Annotated in this window: 15 protein-coding genes; 8 read left to right on the top strand and 7 right to left on the bottom strand. The window is 69.0% G+C overall.

Annotated features, from left to right (window positions below):
* Positions 1-90: 90 nt before the first annotated feature.
* Both MFF26_RS17700 and MFF26_RS17695 read right to left on the bottom strand, forming a co-directional pair.
* A complete protein-coding gene (locus MFF26_RS17700) occupies positions 91-2,007 on the bottom strand; it encodes an ABCB family ABC transporter ATP-binding protein/permease (RefSeq protein ID WP_137827173.1) in 1,917 nt (638 codons plus the stop codon).
* A gap of 155 nt (positions 2,008-2,162) precedes the next feature.
* On the bottom strand, positions 2,163-4,043 hold the full coding sequence (locus MFF26_RS17695) for a LysM peptidoglycan-binding domain-containing protein (RefSeq protein ID WP_137827172.1): 1,881 nt from the start codon (positions 4,041-4,043) through the stop codon (positions 2,163-2,165).
* Positions 4,044-4,267: 224 nt separating this feature from the next.
* On the opposite strand from MFF26_RS17695, the gene MFF26_RS17690 reads away from it, so the two are divergent.
* Positions 4,268-4,870, top strand: coding sequence for an LOG family protein (locus MFF26_RS17690; RefSeq protein WP_137827171.1), 603 nt, complete (start codon positions 4,268-4,270; stop codon positions 4,868-4,870).
* 176 nt (positions 4,871-5,046) lie between these two features.
* Here the strand turns inward: MFF26_RS17690 and rpsD are convergent, their stop codons facing one another.
* Positions 5,047-5,664: a 30S ribosomal protein S4 gene (rpsD, locus tag MFF26_RS17685; RefSeq protein ID WP_137827170.1), complete on the bottom strand. Its 618-nt coding sequence runs from the start codon at positions 5,662-5,664 to the stop codon at positions 5,047-5,049.
* A gap of 292 nt (positions 5,665-5,956) precedes the next feature.
* Here rpsD and MFF26_RS17680 point away from each other — a divergent pair, with 292 nt between their 5' ends.
* Positions 5,957-7,153 carry a lytic murein transglycosylase gene (locus MFF26_RS17680; protein ID WP_137827169.1) on the top strand — a complete coding sequence of 399 codons (1,197 nt, stop codon included), beginning with the start codon at positions 5,957-5,959 and terminating at the stop codon, positions 7,151-7,153.
* Positions 7,154-7,628: 475 nt separating this feature from the next.
* On the opposite strand, the gene rplS is transcribed toward MFF26_RS17680, so the two are convergent.
* A complete protein-coding gene (rplS, locus tag MFF26_RS17675) occupies positions 7,629-8,030 on the bottom strand; it encodes a 50S ribosomal protein L19 (RefSeq protein WP_137827168.1) in 402 nt (133 codons plus the stop codon).
* A gap of 336 nt (positions 8,031-8,366) precedes the next feature.
* On the opposite strand from rplS, the gene MFF26_RS17670 reads away from it, so the two are divergent.
* From MFF26_RS17670 to MFF26_RS17655, 4 genes are all read left to right on the top strand, one after another.
* Positions 8,367-8,936: a NifU family protein gene (locus MFF26_RS17670; protein WP_137827167.1), complete on the top strand. Its 570-nt coding sequence runs from the start codon at positions 8,367-8,369 to the stop codon at positions 8,934-8,936.
* Between the two features lie 198 nt (positions 8,937-9,134).
* Complete coding sequence (gene tsaB, locus MFF26_RS17665; RefSeq protein WP_137827166.1) at positions 9,135-9,815, top strand: tRNA (adenosine(37)-N6)-threonylcarbamoyltransferase complex dimerization subunit type 1 TsaB; 681 nt, start codon at positions 9,135-9,137, stop codon at positions 9,813-9,815.
* On the top strand, positions 9,812-10,333 hold the full coding sequence (locus tag MFF26_RS17660) for a GNAT family N-acetyltransferase (protein WP_137827165.1): 522 nt from the start codon (positions 9,812-9,814) through the stop codon (positions 10,331-10,333). Before tsaB ends, MFF26_RS17660 begins: the two co-directional genes overlap by 4 nt.
* A 19-nt stretch (positions 10,334-10,352) precedes the next feature.
* Complete coding sequence (locus tag MFF26_RS17655) at positions 10,353-11,225, top strand: lysophospholipid acyltransferase family protein (protein ID WP_137827164.1); 873 nt, start codon at positions 10,353-10,355, stop codon at positions 11,223-11,225.
* 29 nt (positions 11,226-11,254) lie between these two features.
* Here MFF26_RS17655 and MFF26_RS17650 read toward each other — a convergent pair whose 3' ends face one another.
* The gene (locus MFF26_RS17650; protein WP_137827163.1) at positions 11,255-11,695 is read right to left on the bottom strand and encodes an MEKHLA domain-containing protein; all 441 of its coding nucleotides are present in this window, start codon (positions 11,693-11,695) and stop codon (positions 11,255-11,257) included.
* 126 nt (positions 11,696-11,821) lie between these two features.
* Here MFF26_RS17650 and miaB point away from each other — a divergent pair, with 126 nt between their 5' ends.
* Together miaB and MFF26_RS17640 are read left to right on the top strand one after the other, a co-directional pair.
* Positions 11,822-13,162 carry a tRNA (N6-isopentenyl adenosine(37)-C2)-methylthiotransferase MiaB gene (gene miaB, locus MFF26_RS17645; protein ID WP_137827162.1) on the top strand — a complete coding sequence of 447 codons (1,341 nt, stop codon included), beginning with the start codon at positions 11,822-11,824 and terminating at the stop codon, positions 13,160-13,162.
* A gap of 36 nt (positions 13,163-13,198) precedes the next feature.
* Positions 13,199-14,305: a PhoH family protein gene (locus MFF26_RS17640; RefSeq protein WP_137827161.1), complete on the top strand. Its 1,107-nt coding sequence runs from the start codon at positions 13,199-13,201 to the stop codon at positions 14,303-14,305.
* Between the two features lie 92 nt (positions 14,306-14,397).
* On the opposite strand, the gene MFF26_RS17635 is transcribed toward MFF26_RS17640, so the two are convergent.
* Positions 14,398-14,745, bottom strand: a complete 348-nt coding sequence (locus MFF26_RS17635; RefSeq protein ID WP_137827160.1) for a hypothetical protein — start codon at positions 14,743-14,745, stop codon at positions 14,398-14,400.
* A 110-nt stretch (positions 14,746-14,855) separates the two neighbouring features.
* Positions 14,856-15,068 (bottom strand): hypothetical protein, encoded by a 213-nt coding sequence (locus tag MFF26_RS17630; RefSeq protein ID WP_137827159.1) that lies wholly within the window; start codon positions 15,066-15,068, stop codon positions 14,856-14,858.
* Positions 15,069-15,074 lie beyond the last annotated feature (6 nt).

Raw genomic sequence — 15,074 nt, 5'->3', positions numbered from 1 at the left:
GCTCCGGCGAGGCCAATTCACCCTGCCCGATGGCAGGGGGCCGGGCGAACGTCAACCGCGGGTGATGCGGGGCTTTTCGTCAGGGGTGTCTCAACCGACAGGCGCGGGCTCCGAGGCTGCCGCATCCGACAGCGCCCGCTCGTCCTCGGCACGCTTCAGCGCCTCGCGCGCCGCATCCGCCTGCCGCTGGCGATCCCAAAGAGCGGCGTAGACGCCCCCCCGTGCCAGCAGGCCCGCATGGTCGCCCCGCTCGACGACCCGGCCCTGGTCGAGCACGAGGATCTCGTCGGCATTCACCACCGTCGACAGGCGGTGGGCGATGACCAGGGTGGTGCGGCCGCGGCTGACGCGGTCGAGCGCCGCCTGGATCTCGCGTTCGGTGAAGGAATCGAGGGCCGAGGTCGCCTCGTCGAGAACGAGGATCGGCGGCGCCTTCAGGATGGTTCGGGCAATCGCGACCCGCTGCTTCTCGCCGCCCGATAGTTTCAGGCCGCGCTCGCCCACCGGCGTTTCGTAGCCCTCCGGCAGGCTCTCGATGAAGCGATCGATCTGAGCGAGGCGCGCCGCCTCGCGCAGTTCCGTTTCACTGGCGTCCCAACGACCGTAGCGGATGTTGTAGCCGATCGTGTCGTTGAACAGGACCGTGTCCTGCGGCACCATGCCGATGGCCGCCCGCAGCGAATCCTGACGGACCGTCGCGATGTCCTGCCCGTCGATGGTGATGCGCCCGCTCTGGGGCTCGTAGAAGCGGAACAGCAACCGCGACAGCGTCGATTTGCCGGCCCCCGAGGGGCCGACGATGGCGACCGTGCGTCCGGCCGGCACCTCGAACGAGACCCCCCGCAGGATCGGTCGCTCCGGGTTGTAGGCGAAGCGCACGTCCTCGAACCGCACGATTCCCGCGGGCACCGCGAGCGCCGGCGCACCGGGGCGGTCGGCGATCTCGGGATTGCGATCGATGATGCGGAACATGTCGTCGATATCGACGAGGGCCTGTTTGATCTCCCGATAGATCATGCCCATGAAGTTCAGGGGCATGGAGAGCTGCACCAGCATCGTGTTGACCAGCACGAAGCCGCCGATGGTGGTGCGACCGGCCATGATGTCGCGCGCGGCCAGGATCATCACCGCCGTCATGCCGATGGTGAAGATGACGGCTTGGCCCGCGTTGAGCACCGCGAGCGAGACGTAGGTCTGGGTCGAAGCCTTCTCGTACGTCGCCATCGAGGCGTCGTAGCGGGCGGTCTCGCGGCCCTCCGCGCCGAAATACTTCACGGTCTCGTAGTTGAGGAGCGAATCGACCGCCTTCGTCGTGGCGTCGGTGTCGGAGTTGTTCATCCGGCGGCGGATGCCGATGCGCCACTCGGTCGCCTTCCAGGTGAAGCCGAGATAGGCGGCGATCATGGTCGCCACGACGACCGAGTAGAGCCAGTCGAATTCCCAGGCCAGGATCCCGAGCACGAGGGCGAGTTCGACGATGGTCGGCACCAGCGTCAACACCATCAGGCGCGACAATTCCTCGATGCCGTTGCGGCCGCGCTCCAGCACGCGGGTGAGACCGCCGGTCTTGCGCTCGAGGTGGAAGCGCAGGGACAGGCGGTGCATGTGCTCGAAGGTGAGCAGGGCGAGCCGCCGCACCGCATGCATTGCCACCTTCGCGAACAAGCCGTCGCGCACCTGCGTCATGGCCGCCATGGCGACCCGGGACAGGCCGTAGAGGCCGATCAACAGGAAGGGCGCCGAGATGAGCCCGGCGGGGACGGCGCTCGCATCCTTGCCGGTGGCCGCCACCAGGGCATCGGTCGCCCATTTGAAGGTGAAGGGCATCACCATGGTGGCGGCCTTGGCCAGCATGAGCAGGCCGAAGGCGAGGAAGATGCGGCGCTGGAGATCGCCACGGGCCTGCGGCCAGAGATAGGGCCAGAGGCGCCGGTATGTTTCGAGAAGGCCGGGTCGTTCGAGCGGCGCGGACGCGCTCGGCGCCGCCGGCTCGGATGCGGTTGCCATGATCGGATCGGGAATGGATGCGGGAATGATGACGGCCCGAGCCTGGAAAGGCAGCCCGCGTCGTCCGTCGTCCGCATATAGGGCTTACGCCGCCGCCGTGCATCCCGTGGGAACGGCGATGCCCTGCGCAGCCCTGCCGGGCCAGATGCGCTCCCTCAGGTGCGTTTGGGTGCGGGGTTGTCCGCCGCGGCGGGCGCATCCTTCGGCAGAACGAAGATCTGTCCGGGATAGATCAGGTCCGGATCGCGGATCTGCTCCTGGTTGGCGTCGTAGATGACCGTGTAGCGATTGCCCTTGCCGTAGGTGCGCCGGCTGATCTGCCACAGGCTGTCGCCGCGGGTGATCCGTGCGGTGCTGATCTCGGGCACGAACACGGTGCCGGCGCCGGGCTCATCGGCCGTTCGCCGGGCCTCCCCGGGTGCCGCGCTCTCGGGCAGCTTCGGCGACAGAGCGGCGGCGGTGGCACCGTCTCCGGTGACGCTCGGGCTGCCCGGACCGCCGGCGGCCGCCACCGAAGGCGTACCGGGCGTAGGCATCCTCGGCACGGGCGTGCCGGGTGAGGGCACAACGGATGCGGGCACACCAGGGTTGGGCCCGGCCGAGGTAGGCGGCGCCATGGGCGAAGCCGGATTGCCGGCGAGGCTCGGCGCGGCCCGGGCTTCGGGCGCCGATTCAGGCGTGCGGGGATCCTGTCGCGAGGCTTGGCCGGACGACGTCCGCGATGGGCCCGCCTGTCCCTCGACCGGCTCATGACCACTCGTGCGGCCTGCCGGGATCGCGTGCTCGCTCCCAGGCGCATTCGGTCTCGCGCCCGGCTTCGCCGCCGATTGTCCCGTCATCGGTTGGGTCGCCGCGGCCGGAGGCGTGGCAGGCGGAGTTGCGGCGGTTTTCGGTGCGGGCAGGGCGGGGACGCCGCCCACCGTCTTCTCCGCGGTGGCGATTCGGGTCGCCGCACTCTCGGGATAGGTGAAGGAGACCTCGGCGCGCCGCTGCACCTTGCCGCCCGCCGGATCGACCGAGTCGATGCGGATCTGGTAAGCGCCCGGCCGCACCCCGCGGCCGATCGTGAAGGCGATGCGCCCGTCCGTCCCGGGATGCCCGGAAGCCACCAGGGTGTCGTTGAGGTAGAGCCGAAGAGTGGCGCCGGGAACGGCCTGAGCGGTCACGTCGAGTCTGCCGCCTTCCTGAGCGTCGACACTGACGATCCGCGGCGCTGCCTCGGCCCCGGGGGCCGTCGCCGGGACGGCGGAACCGGGCTTGCCCTTGGCCGGAACAGGTGTCCGGGCCGCCTCGCGCGTCGGCGCGGCGGAGCCTCTCCCCTCGCTGCCGGCTTTTCCTCCACCGTGGCTCGCTCCGCTCCCCTCGGCCGGGGCCTTGCCGGGCGTTTCTGCGAAGGCCGTGGCCGTACCGCCCTGACCGCTCTCGGGCATGCCCGGCTGCGACAGCACCCGCGTCGGCGCGTCGGGGGCACTGAGCGCGATCAGCGGCTTGGCATTGCGCTTCTCGGCCACGACCACGGTGACGCTCTCGCGACCCGTCAGCGAACGTCCATCCGGCGATGTGGCCCGCAGGGCGATCTCGCTCGATCCTACCGGAAGGTCGGGCGGGGTCAGGGCGAACTGGCCGGAGGCATCGGCGATCGCGCTGGCATAGGGACGCCCGTCGCGCAGCAGCTCCACCTTCGCATTCGGAACTGTGCGCCCCGCCACGACGCTCGCCCCATCCGGCTCGACGCGCACGATGTCGAAGGTCGGCGCGCCCTCGGGCGCAGCGGGCGCAGGCTCGGTCGCAATGCCGGGGACCGGCCCCGCCTCGCGAGCAGGGATTTTTCCTTGCGGCGGCGGCGTGAGAGCGGCAAGAGGAGCAGCGTTGTCCGATCCTACGGGGGGCGCCGCGGCCGGCGCCTCGGCGGAGGAACCGCCCGCGACATTGCGCTTGAGGAGTTCCCCCGTTCCAAACAGCGCGACGACCATGGCGAAGCCGCCGAGCAGGCCCGCGACCGCGAGCACGATGCCTCGCCGCACCTCAGCCGTCATGGTCCTCGAACTCCTACTCAATTCCGCAGTCGCGGTGACGCGCGGGCTTCAGTTCGCGCGCCGACCGTCGACAACCCGTCTAAATCCCGTGACATATTAACGAACATGAGAAGAACACCAAAGCTCGAACCCGCCGCCCGATCGGATTCGCGAGGATACTCAGCACTTTTCCGTGCGTATGGCGCGGGCGAGTGCTTGGCGGTTTCCCAACGCGGGGGCGCCTGATGGATCGTCTCACATCCGTCTGCGTCTATTGCGGCTCCGGCTTCGGTGGCGATCCAGCCTTCGCGGAGGCCGCGCGCACCCTCGGCACGGCTTTGGGGCAAGCGGGCATCAATCTCGTCTACGGCGGCGGCAATGTCGGCCTGATGGGCACGGTCGCTCAGGCGGCCCTTGAGGCGGGCGGCCACGTCACCGGCATCATTCCGGACTTCCTGAAATCGCGCGAGCGCATGCTGGACGCCATTCAGGAGACCATCGTGGTCTCCGACATGCACACGCGCAAGAAATTGATGTTCGACCGCGCCGACGCCTTCGTGGCCTTGCCCGGTGGCATCGGCACCCTTGAGGAACTGGTGGAGCAGATGACCTGGGCGCAGCTCGGGCAGCACGCCAAACCGATTTTGCTCCTCTCGGTGAACGGCTTCTGGGATCCGCTCATCACCCTGCTCGACCACATGCGTGGCCACGGCTTCATCCGCGAGGGCCTCGATCTCAATTACCTCGTCGGCGACGATCCCACCGCAGCGGTGGAGATGCTGCGCAAGGCGCTCGCTCAGGCGGAGCCGGCACCGCAATCCGAAGCCCTGATCGCCAAGCGCTTCTGAGAACGACGCCCTGCCACGGCACACCTCCGTTCGGATTTCTGCTGCGCGACGTCGTCCAGTCCCAGGCGATGGCCGAGTGTTCTCGGAGAATTTCGACGACCCACCGCATCGCCCAAAACGAGAAAGGGCCGCCCCGAGGGGCGGCCCTTTCCGCATTCGGACGAGGTCCGAAGCGTTTAGCGCGAGTAGAACTCGACGACGAGGTTCGGTTCCATCTGCACCGGGTACGGCACCTCGGACAGGCCGGGGATGCGGGTCACGCGGGCGGTCATCTTCTGGTGATCGACCTCGATGTAGTCGGGCACGTCGCGCTCGGCGAGCTGCGAGGCCACCACGACGATCTCGAGCTGACGGGAGGCTTCCTTCACCTCGATCAGGTCGCCGACCTTCACCTGGTAGCTCGGGATGTTGACCCGGCGACCGTTGACCTTGACGTGGCCGTGGTTGACGAACTGACGCGCGGCGAACGGGGTCGCGACGAACTTCGAGCGGTACACCACCGCGTCGAGGCGGCGCTCCAACAGACCGATCAGGTTCTCGCCGGAATCGCCGCGCAGGCGGATCGCCTCAGCGTAGTAGCGACGGAACTGCTTCTCGGTGATGTTGCCGTAATAGCCCTTGAGCTTCTGCTTGGCGCGCAGCTGCGTGCCGAAGTCGCTCATCTTGCCCTTACGGCGCTGGCCGTGCTGGCCGGGGCCGTATTCACGGCGGTTCACGGGGCTCTTCGGACGGCCCCAGATGTTCTGGCCCATGCGGCGATCGAGCTTGTGCTTCGCCTGGACGCGTTTGGACATTCGCTGTTCCTCTGGAACAAGATACGTGAGGAACGCGCCCTCCTTTTCCTCTTCGGCCGGAGCTGTCCGAGGACGACAGAGCGGACGTTGCCGCTCGCGGGTGCGCATGAAAACGATGCGGGGCCCCGCTGAGGAGCCCCGTTCGTCCGCGCCTGCTAGACGAGAAGCGGCCCTGCGTCAATTCGAGAGGATGGTCCGATTGCCAGGGACGAGACCGCGTCACCCTTCGTTAACCCTCGTGTCGCCTGAATCAGGCTCGAAGACGCATCCGATAAGCCGGAGACACCGGACTATGCCGACGCCGACCGTTCGCGCCAGCCTGATCGCCATCGCCCTCGCCGCGGGGCTGTCCGCCATCCCGGCACGCGCCGACTTCCAGTCCTGCCTCGCCGGCATCCAGGCGCAGGCGGCGGGCGCCGGGGTCTCCGCCCAGACGTTCCGGGCCGCCACGAGCGGCATCGTCTACGACGACAAGGTGATCGAGCTGTCCCAGGCCCAGCCGGAGTTCAAGACGCCGATCTGGGACTACATGTCGGCCCTGGTCGACGAGGAGCGGGTCGAGGACGGTCGCGCGGCGATGCGCCAGCATGCCCAGGCCCTCGCGAACGCGGAGGCCCGCTACGGCGTCGATCGCCACACCATCGCGGCCGTCTGGGGCGTCGAGTCCAATTTCGGCAAGAATCTCGGCAAGATGCCGCTGGTGCAATCGCTGGCCACGCTGGCCTGCTCGGGCAATCGCCGCCGCGACTTCTTCCGCGGCGAATTGATCGCGACCCTGAAGATCATCGAGCGGGGCGACATCGAGGCCTCGCGGCTGACCGGCTCCTGGGCCGGCGCCTTCGGCCAAACCCAATTCATGCCGACGACCTACCAGAGACTGGCGGTCGACGGCGACGGCGACGGCCGGCGCGACGTGGTCGATTCCGTGGCGGATGCGGTGGCCTCGACCGCCAATTTCCTGCGGGTCGCCAAATGGTCGAACGGGCAGCCCTGGGGCTACGAGGTGAGGCTGCCGCGCGGCTTCAACGTCGCGGCCGCCGGCCGCAAGAACAAGCATGCGGTCGGCCACTGGACGTCCCTCGGCGTCACCCGGGTCGATGGGCGCCCGCTGACGGGGGAGGGGCCCGCGGGCATCATCGCCCCCGCCGGCATCGACGGTCCCGCCTTCCTGGTGACCAAGAACTTCGACGCGATCTACTCCTACAACGCCGCGGAATCCTACGGGCTCGCCATCGCCGTCCTGTCGGACCGCCTGCGCGGACGCCCCGGCGTTCAGGCCGAGTGGCCGACCGACGACCCGCCGCTGTCGCGGGCCGAGCGCCGTGATCTGCAATCGCGCCTGATCGCCCGCGGCTACGATGTCGGCGAACCGGACGGCAAGGTCGGCGCCAAGACCCGCGACGCGATCAAGGACGTGGAGCGCCAGCTCGGTATGCCGGCCACCGGTCGACCGGGTGGCAAGGTCCTGGCGGCGCTACGGCGGGGGTGATGCTGCGGGCTCGGCTTCGGCTGAGGGTCCAGGCAGCGTTCGAACCGGTCGTCCCGGCATTCTACCAGGGATCCTGTCGCCCTGACGGCAAAGCGAGCCCACGATCGAGTCCCGGCCGCCTCTAGCCATGGCCCAGGGTGCATGACGTTGCGCGGCCTGGCTACCTGCCAGGCCGCGTCCGCCCCCATTCTGGCGGGAGGTGAAACCGGACCGGCTTTGAGACGACGTTCTGGGTCTGAGGCGAAATCCTGAGCAGCCCCGAAGACCTCACGCTGTATAAGTTGGTGAGGGCGGCTACTCAGTTGGAAAGGGAAGGCCGCCTCGTCCATCTTCCCGCAATCCGAAGATCGGTCCGCGTGGATGAGAGCGCAACCTGATCCGCGATGCCGATGATCGGCGACGGGCAAAAACAAAAAACCCGCCCCGAGCATCTCGGAGCGGGCCTCGATCGGATCGGCGCGATACGCCGAAACGATTATTCGGCGGCGGGAGCCGCCTTCTGAGACTTGGCAGCCTTCTCGGCGCGGTCGCTGCGCTCGACGATACGGGCCGACTTACCGCGACGGTCGCGCAGGTAGTACAGCTTGGCGCGACGGACCTTACCGCGGCGGGCCACCTTGATCGAGTCGATCATCGGGGAGTGCACGGGGAACACGCGCTCCACGCCCTCGCCGTAGGAGATCTTGCGGACGGTGAAGTTCTCGTTGAGGCCGCCGCCGGCGCGGGCGATGCAGACGCCCTCGTAAGCCTGGACGCGGGTGCGCTCGCCTTCCTTCACGCGGACGTTGACGATCACGGTGTCGCCCGGCTCGAAATCCGGGATGGTCTTGTTGAGGCGGGCAATCTCTTCCCGCTCGATCTGCTCGATGATGTTCATGGTAAGCTCCTGCCGTTGCGCCCGTCCGGCGAGGGCCGGGCGTCAGGATTTCGGCATCCTGTTGTGAGTTGGGCCGCGCTGTATCCGATGTCGTCCGCTTTGTCGATGGCCTCGCTCGATCGTCGGGATACCCCTGCCGCGGCCTCGATCCGGCTTCGTCGCGAGAAGCCGCGCATCGATCCGTGCCAGCTCCGGTGACGGTGCTGCGCCCGCGCCCGCAGTTGAGAATCCGTCTCGTCCGGTCCACATGGGAAGCGGAGGCGGATCGCCCGACGCGACTCGCCACCGTTCCCGGCCGGCCTTGAACCGGCGCCAGCGGACGAGGATTTCTGAGCCATGTTCATCCAGACCGAAGCCACACCGAACCCCGCAACCCTGAAGTTCCTGCCCGGCCGGGTGGTCTTGCCCGAGGGAACCTTCGAAGCCCGCGACGCGGACAGCGCCGAGCGCTCGCCCCTGGCCTCCGCCCTGTTCGCGGTGCCCGGCGTGTCCGGCGTCTATTTCGGGCACGATTTCATCTCGGTCACGAAGGCCGAGGGCGTGAATGAGTGGCCGCAGGTGAAGCCCGCCGTGCTCGGGGCGATCATGGACCACTTCCAGTCCGGCCGCCCGGTCCTCGCCGCGGGCGCGGTTCTCGAAGAGGACGACACCACCGACGAGTTCTACGACGAGGCCGACCACGACACGGTGGTGACCATCAAGGACCTGCTCGAGACCCGGGTACGGCCGGCCGTGGCGAGCGACGGGGGCGACATCACCTTCCGGGGCTTCCGCGACGGTATCGTCTATCTCGAGATGAAGGGTGCCTGCTCGGGCTGCCCGTCCTCCACGGCCACTCTGCGGCAGGGTGTGCAGAACCTGTTCCGCCACTTCCTGCCCTCGGTCCGCGAGGTTCAGGCGGTCTGATAACGGCCCCTGGCTCCACGGCAACACCCGCGCGGCTTCCTGGGGAGGCCACGCGGAGATGCGCTGACGCGGCCGATCGTTTCGGCTTAGAGTGACGGACCGGGCGCCTGCCGATCTACGGCGGGCGCTGCGGAATCGAGACCTTGGGACGACGATCCGGCGGACCGACGACCAGCCGCCGTCGATGGGTGTGACGGATTGCGGATACTTGCCATCGATACGGCGCTCGACGCCTGCGCGGCCTGCATCGCCACCGACGCGAGCGACGATTTGCTGGCCGAGGAATCCATGCCGCTCGCCCGCGGCCATGCCGAGGCCCTGCTGCCGCTGATCGAGCGGGTGATGGCGCGGGTGGACGGCGGCTTCTCCAGTCTGTCGCGCGTTGCGGTCACCGTCGGCCCCGGAAGCTACACGGGGTTGCGGGTCGGCCTGTCCGCGGCGCGGGCCGTCGGGCTCGCAGCGGGCATCCCCGTGGTCGGAGTCACGACGCTCTCGGCCCTGCTCGCGCCGCAGTTGGCGCTCGACGGTGAGGCGTTGATCGTCGCGGCCATCGATGCCCGCCACGGCGCCCTCTACCTGCAGGCCATGAGCGTGGCCGAGGGCGTGGTCATCCCGCCCCGCCATCTCTCCATCGCCGAGGCGGTGACCCTGCTCGGGCACCGACGGACCATCATCACCGGTACCGGGGCTGCGGCGCTCGCGTCGGCCGCGGAGGCGGCGGGCCTGCCCGTCGAGATCGCCGCCACCGGCGCGCCGCAGATCGCCTGGGTCGCCTCGCTCGGCCTCGTCGCCGATCCGGCACAGGCCCTGCCGCGCCCCCTCTACCTGCGAGGCCCGGACGCTCGGCCTCAAGACCATGCCAGGATCGCGCGGGCATGAATCGGCCGCTCTCCCCGTTCTGGGCCCTCGATTGGTGGTCGGCATGGTGGGACGCCTGGGGCGCGACGCCCTACGTCGCACCCCTGCGGGACGCTGGCCAGGCCGCCGCCTTGGAGGCCCTGCATGCCACCGCCTTCGCCCGTCCCTGGGCTGCCCATGAATTCGAGCGGCTGCTGTGCGAGCGCTCGACCGAGGCGCATGCCCTGCGGCGCGGCGGCTCGGTGATCGGCTTCGTCCTCTCGCGCAAGGCGGCGGACGAGGCGGAGATTTTGACCATCGTGCTGGCACCCTCCGCCCGCGGCGGCGGCCACAGCCACCGCTTGCTGCGCGAACACCTGACCGCGCTCGCCTTCGCCGGCATCCGCACGGTTCATCTCGAGGTCGACGAGGGCAACGCCCCGGCGCTCAAGCTCTACACGCGGGCCGGCTTCGTGAAGATCGGCGAGCGCAAGGGCTATTACCCGCTGCCCAACGGCAACAGGGCCACGGCACTCACCATGAGCGCGGCGCTCGCGTGATCGGCCCGTCCCTCGTCCGATGACCCGGCTCGGCATCGGCCTGCGTCTGGCGGTGCAGGCGCTGGCTTTCCTGCTGGTCATCGTCCCGCATATGGTGAGCCTGAAGTTCGGGCGTGGACGACTCGCCGCGCGCATTCCGGTCTGGTTTCACCGCCTGTTCCTGCGCCTGTTCTCGGTGCGGGTGACGCAGAGCGGCACGCCGCCGCCTCCGGGCGAGCCGGCCCTCGTTCTCGCCAATCACGTGTCCTGGCTCGACATCGTCGCCCTGGGCTCGTTGCGCCCCCTCTCCTTCGTGGCCAAATCCGAAATCGAGGGCTGGCCGTTGATCGGCGGGCTCGCCAAGCTTCAGCGCACGGTCTTCATCGAGCGGGCCAAGCGCGCCGCCACCGCCCAGGTCAACGCCACCGTCGGGCAGCGTCTCGCCTCGGGCGATCTCATCGTGCTGTTCGCCGAAGGCACGACCGGCGACGGCCTGCACCTTCTGCCGTTCCGCTCTTCCCTCGTCGGGGCCGCCCGCGCGGCGCTCGCGGCGGAAACCGGCGGCCTTGCCCGCATCCGGCTGCAGCCCTTGGCGCTCAGCTATCCGCGCCGCAACGGACTGCCGGTGACGCGGGCGGAGCGGCCGGAGGTGGCGTGGTACGGCGACATGGAGCTCGCCCCCCATCTCGGTCTGTTCGCCACCCGGGGGCCCATCGACGTTCACATCGCCTGGGGTCCGCCGATCCCGTTCGACGCGGCCACCGACCGCAAGCTGGCCGCGGCGCAAGCCGAATCGGCGGTGCGGCAGGCTCTGCGCGAGACGCGGGGCGGCACGTCCCCGGCGCGACCGACGCGTCCGGCACCGGCTCACGAGGGTGCGGATGTATCGGCGCCGGGTGTCGCTGCGATCTGAGCGGAGAGACCAATCCGCGAACGGTTCGCTCACACCGCAATCGGAAACGTGGCCGCCTGCCCATGGATGCGTCCCGCCGCATCGACGAGCTGCCACACCACCCCGTCCGTGATCGGGAAACGCCGGCCGGATTGAGCGATCCGCACGCCGCGGTAATCCGCGACGAATCCATCGCGGGCGACGGCGTCGAGCAGGCGTTGGCGCTCGGCCCGTTCCGGCGCCTCCGCTGACAGTCGCGACGGCATGCCGATGATGTCTTGCCAATCGTAGCCGAAGGCGGCCTGCGCCGCGCGATTGGCATAGACGAAGAGCGGATCGGCCGAGGTGTCGTGGGCGAGCACGGCGAAGGGCGCCACCGCGTAGAGCCAGGCCGCATCGGCCGTCGCGTCCGACACGAGCGGGCGCCCGACAAGGCGGCGATGACTGTCGGCCAGCAGGGCGAAGAAGGCGGAATCGTTCTGCAGGTTCACGGGTCAGGCCTTCGCAATCGGCGGGAGCATCGTCCTTCGGGCGTAAGCGTGCTAGAGGGCGCGGCAGTCGAGTCCATACCGCTTCGAACAACGACACCGCCCAAGCCGGCGGCAGGGTCTGCGATCTTGAAGAAAGCCTACGTCAAATCCTACGGCTGCCAGATGAACGCCTACGACGCCGGCCGCATGGCCGACGTGCTGGCGGCCGAGGGGTATGCCCCCACCGAGATGGTGGAAGAGGCCGACATCGTCGTCCTCAACACCTGCCACATCCGCGAGAAGGCCGCCGAGAAGGTCTATTCGGAACTCGGTCGCCTGCGCGTCCTCAAGGGGGAGCGCGCGGAAGCCGGCCAGGAGACCCGCATCGTCGTGGCGGGCTGCGTCGCGCAAGCCGAGGGCCGCGAGATCCTGTCCCGTGCGCCGGCGGTGGACGTGGTGGTGGGCCCGCAGAGCTATCACCGCCTGCCCGACCTGCTGCGTCAGGCCCGCGAGGGCCGCGTCGTCGACACCGAGTTCCCGCTCGAGGACAAGTTCGATCACCTACCGGCCCGTCGCAACCGCGGCGTCACCGGCTTCCTCACCGTGCAGGAAGGCTGCGACAAGTTCTGCGCCTTCTGCGTCGTGCCCTATACCCGTGGCGCCGAAGTCTCCCGCTCGGTCGCCGCGGTGGTCGAGGAAGCGCGCCGCCTCGTCGAGGGCGGGGTTCGCGAGATCACCCTGATCGGTCAGAACGTCAACGCCTATCACGGAGACGGCGCCGACGGCGCTCCGGCGACGCTCGGCGCGCTGATGGATGCCCTGGCCGCGGTGCCGGGCCTCCTGCGCCTGCGCTACACCACCAGCCACCCGAACGACTTCGCGGACGACCTGATCCGCGCGCATGCGGTCAACCCGCTGGTGATGCCCTACCTGCATTTGCCGGTGCAGTCGGGCTCGGACCGCATCCTGCACGCCATGAACCGGCGCCATACCGGCGATGCCTACAGGCGGCTGATCGACCGCATCCGTGGGGCGCGGCCCGACATCGCGCTCTCCTCGGACTTCATCGTCGGCTTCCCCGGCGAGACCGACGCGGATTTTGCCGAGACCATGCGTCTCGTCTCCGATATCGGCTTCGCGGCGGCGTTCTCGTTCAAGTACAGCCCGCGGGCCGGCACGCCCGCGGCCGAGCGCGAGGACGCGGTGCCGGAAAGCATCAAGACCGAGCGGCTGGCCGCGCTTCAGCAGTTGCTCGATGCGCAGCGCCACGCCTTCAACGAGGCGTCCGTCGGCACCGTGACGGAAATTCTGGTCGAGAAGGCCGGGCGCCATCCGGGACAGGTCGCGGGCAAGACGCCGCATCTCCAGGCGGTTCAGTTCGATGCCCCGGCCTCGACCATCGGCACGCTGGTCCCGGTGCGCATCGTTCGGTCGGGCTCCAACAGCCTGTTCGGCGAGATGCTACCCGATGCGGCCGCCGCCGCATGACCTATATGAGAGGCACAACGAGGCAGGAATCCTTGCGTGCCGATTGACGTTGCGTCCGCCCGCGGCCCCACCGGCCGTGGTAAAAGTCCCTCCGCCGGGCGCCCCGGCCTCGCCGAAACCGTCGAGGTTTCGCTGACCTTCGACGACAATCGCCTCGCGAGCCTCGTCTTCGGGCAATACGATCAGAACGTCGCGCATATCGAGCGGCGTCTCGGCGTCACCGGCACGGCGCTCGGCAATCATCTCGTCCTCAAGGGCGCGCCCGATGCGGCCGAGAAGGCGCGGCGGGTGTTCGAGCGGCTCTATCTCCGCGTCCAGAAGGGCGGGACGCCGCTGACGCTCGGCGATGTGGACGGGGCGATCCAGGAGGTCACCGTTCAGGGCAACCTGTTCCCTTCGGCCGAGATCACGGCGGATCCCGGCCGGGAGCATTTCGAGCAGATCGCCACCCGCAAGCGCGGCGCCGTGCGGGCCCGCAACGCGGCGCAGAGCGAGTACATCAAGCTGCTGCGCGCCAACGAACTCGTCTTCGCCGAGGGGCCGGCGGGAACGGGCAAGACTTGGCTGGCGGTCGGCCACGCCGTCTCGCTGCTGGAGCAGGGCCACGCGGAGAGGCTTATCCTCTCGCGTCCCGCAGTGGAGGCCGGCGAGCGGCTCGGCTTCCTGCCGGGCGACATGCGCGAGAAGGTCGATCCGTATCTGCGGCCGATCTACGACGCACTCTACGACTTCATGGAGGCGCGCCATGTCGATCGCGGTCTCCAGACCGGCATCATCGAGATCGCGCCGCTCGCCTTCATGCGGGGGCGAACCCTCACCAATGCCGTGGTGCTGCTGGACGAGGCGCAGAACACCACGTCGATGCAGATGAAGATGTTCCTGACGCGGCTGGGCGAGAACTCGCGCATGATCATCACGGGGGATCCGAGTCAGATCGACCTCCCGCCGGGGCAGAAATCCGGCCTCGTGGAGGCCGTCAATGTCCTGGACGGCGTCGAGGGGATCGGCCGTGTGCGCTTCCGCGACGTGGACGTGGTCCGCCACGACCTCGTGCGCCGCATCGTCACTGCCTACGAGAAAGCCTCCCACGGCGAGGGGGAGGCCGATCGCAATCCCAATCCGCGTCGTCGGCCCCTGGCCTGAGACGCTTCTTAAGGGCCTTCCACCCCTGGCACACGTCCTAAGTAGGAGCGGGACGGGCGTGGCCGAGCTCCAATGGCTCGGCCTAACATCTGTCAGCGCAGCGGCGGCGAACGATAGGCCGGGGCCAGCATATAGGTCTCGGAGTTCCGGCGCGGACCTTTCGGCGTCAGGACCTTCATGTCGTTGTAATAGTCGTTTCCGGTCATGCCGAAGCTACGGCCGTTCATCACGGTCGGGACCGGCACGGCACCGATCGCGCGCAGATCCTGGCCGTCCTTGCCGATCGGCGGGCCGGGAAAGCGGCTGATGTCCGGATCGACCTCGAGGACCTGCGGCCCGCGCCCGCCGCCGTAGAGCAGATCGTCCACGCCCTGGGCGAGGGCGGTGTCGGCGATCGTCAACCCGAGCAGGGCGGCGACGAGGAGGCGAGCATGGGCCAAGGGCGGCTCCTGATCCGAAGGGCGTCTGTCTCGGCGCCCCTGTCGAGGGGAGGGGGCGCTGGCTGTCGGCTTCGATCAAACCCGAAACCTGACAAGGAAAGCTTGATGCCTCAGCCCTTCGACTGGAGCACCGTGCGCCGCTCGCGCAGGCGTTGCTCGCAGCCGGTCCGGTAGGCGTTGAGCAGGAACGGCGTGGTGCGGCAATCATAGGCCTCGTCGGGGGACGGGGCCGGTACCGGGTCGCGGGCCACGATCGGGTGGGGCGCGCAGGCTCCGGCGGCGGCGACGAGCGCCAGGGCGGCGAAGAGCTTCAAGCGGCGCATGCGGAT

The sequence above is a fragment of the Methylorubrum suomiense genome, from assembly GCF_022179765.1.
GTDB lineage: Bacteria > Pseudomonadota > Alphaproteobacteria > Rhizobiales > Beijerinckiaceae > Methylobacterium > Methylobacterium suomiense.
This window is presented reverse-complemented; position numbering and strand designations above follow the sequence as displayed.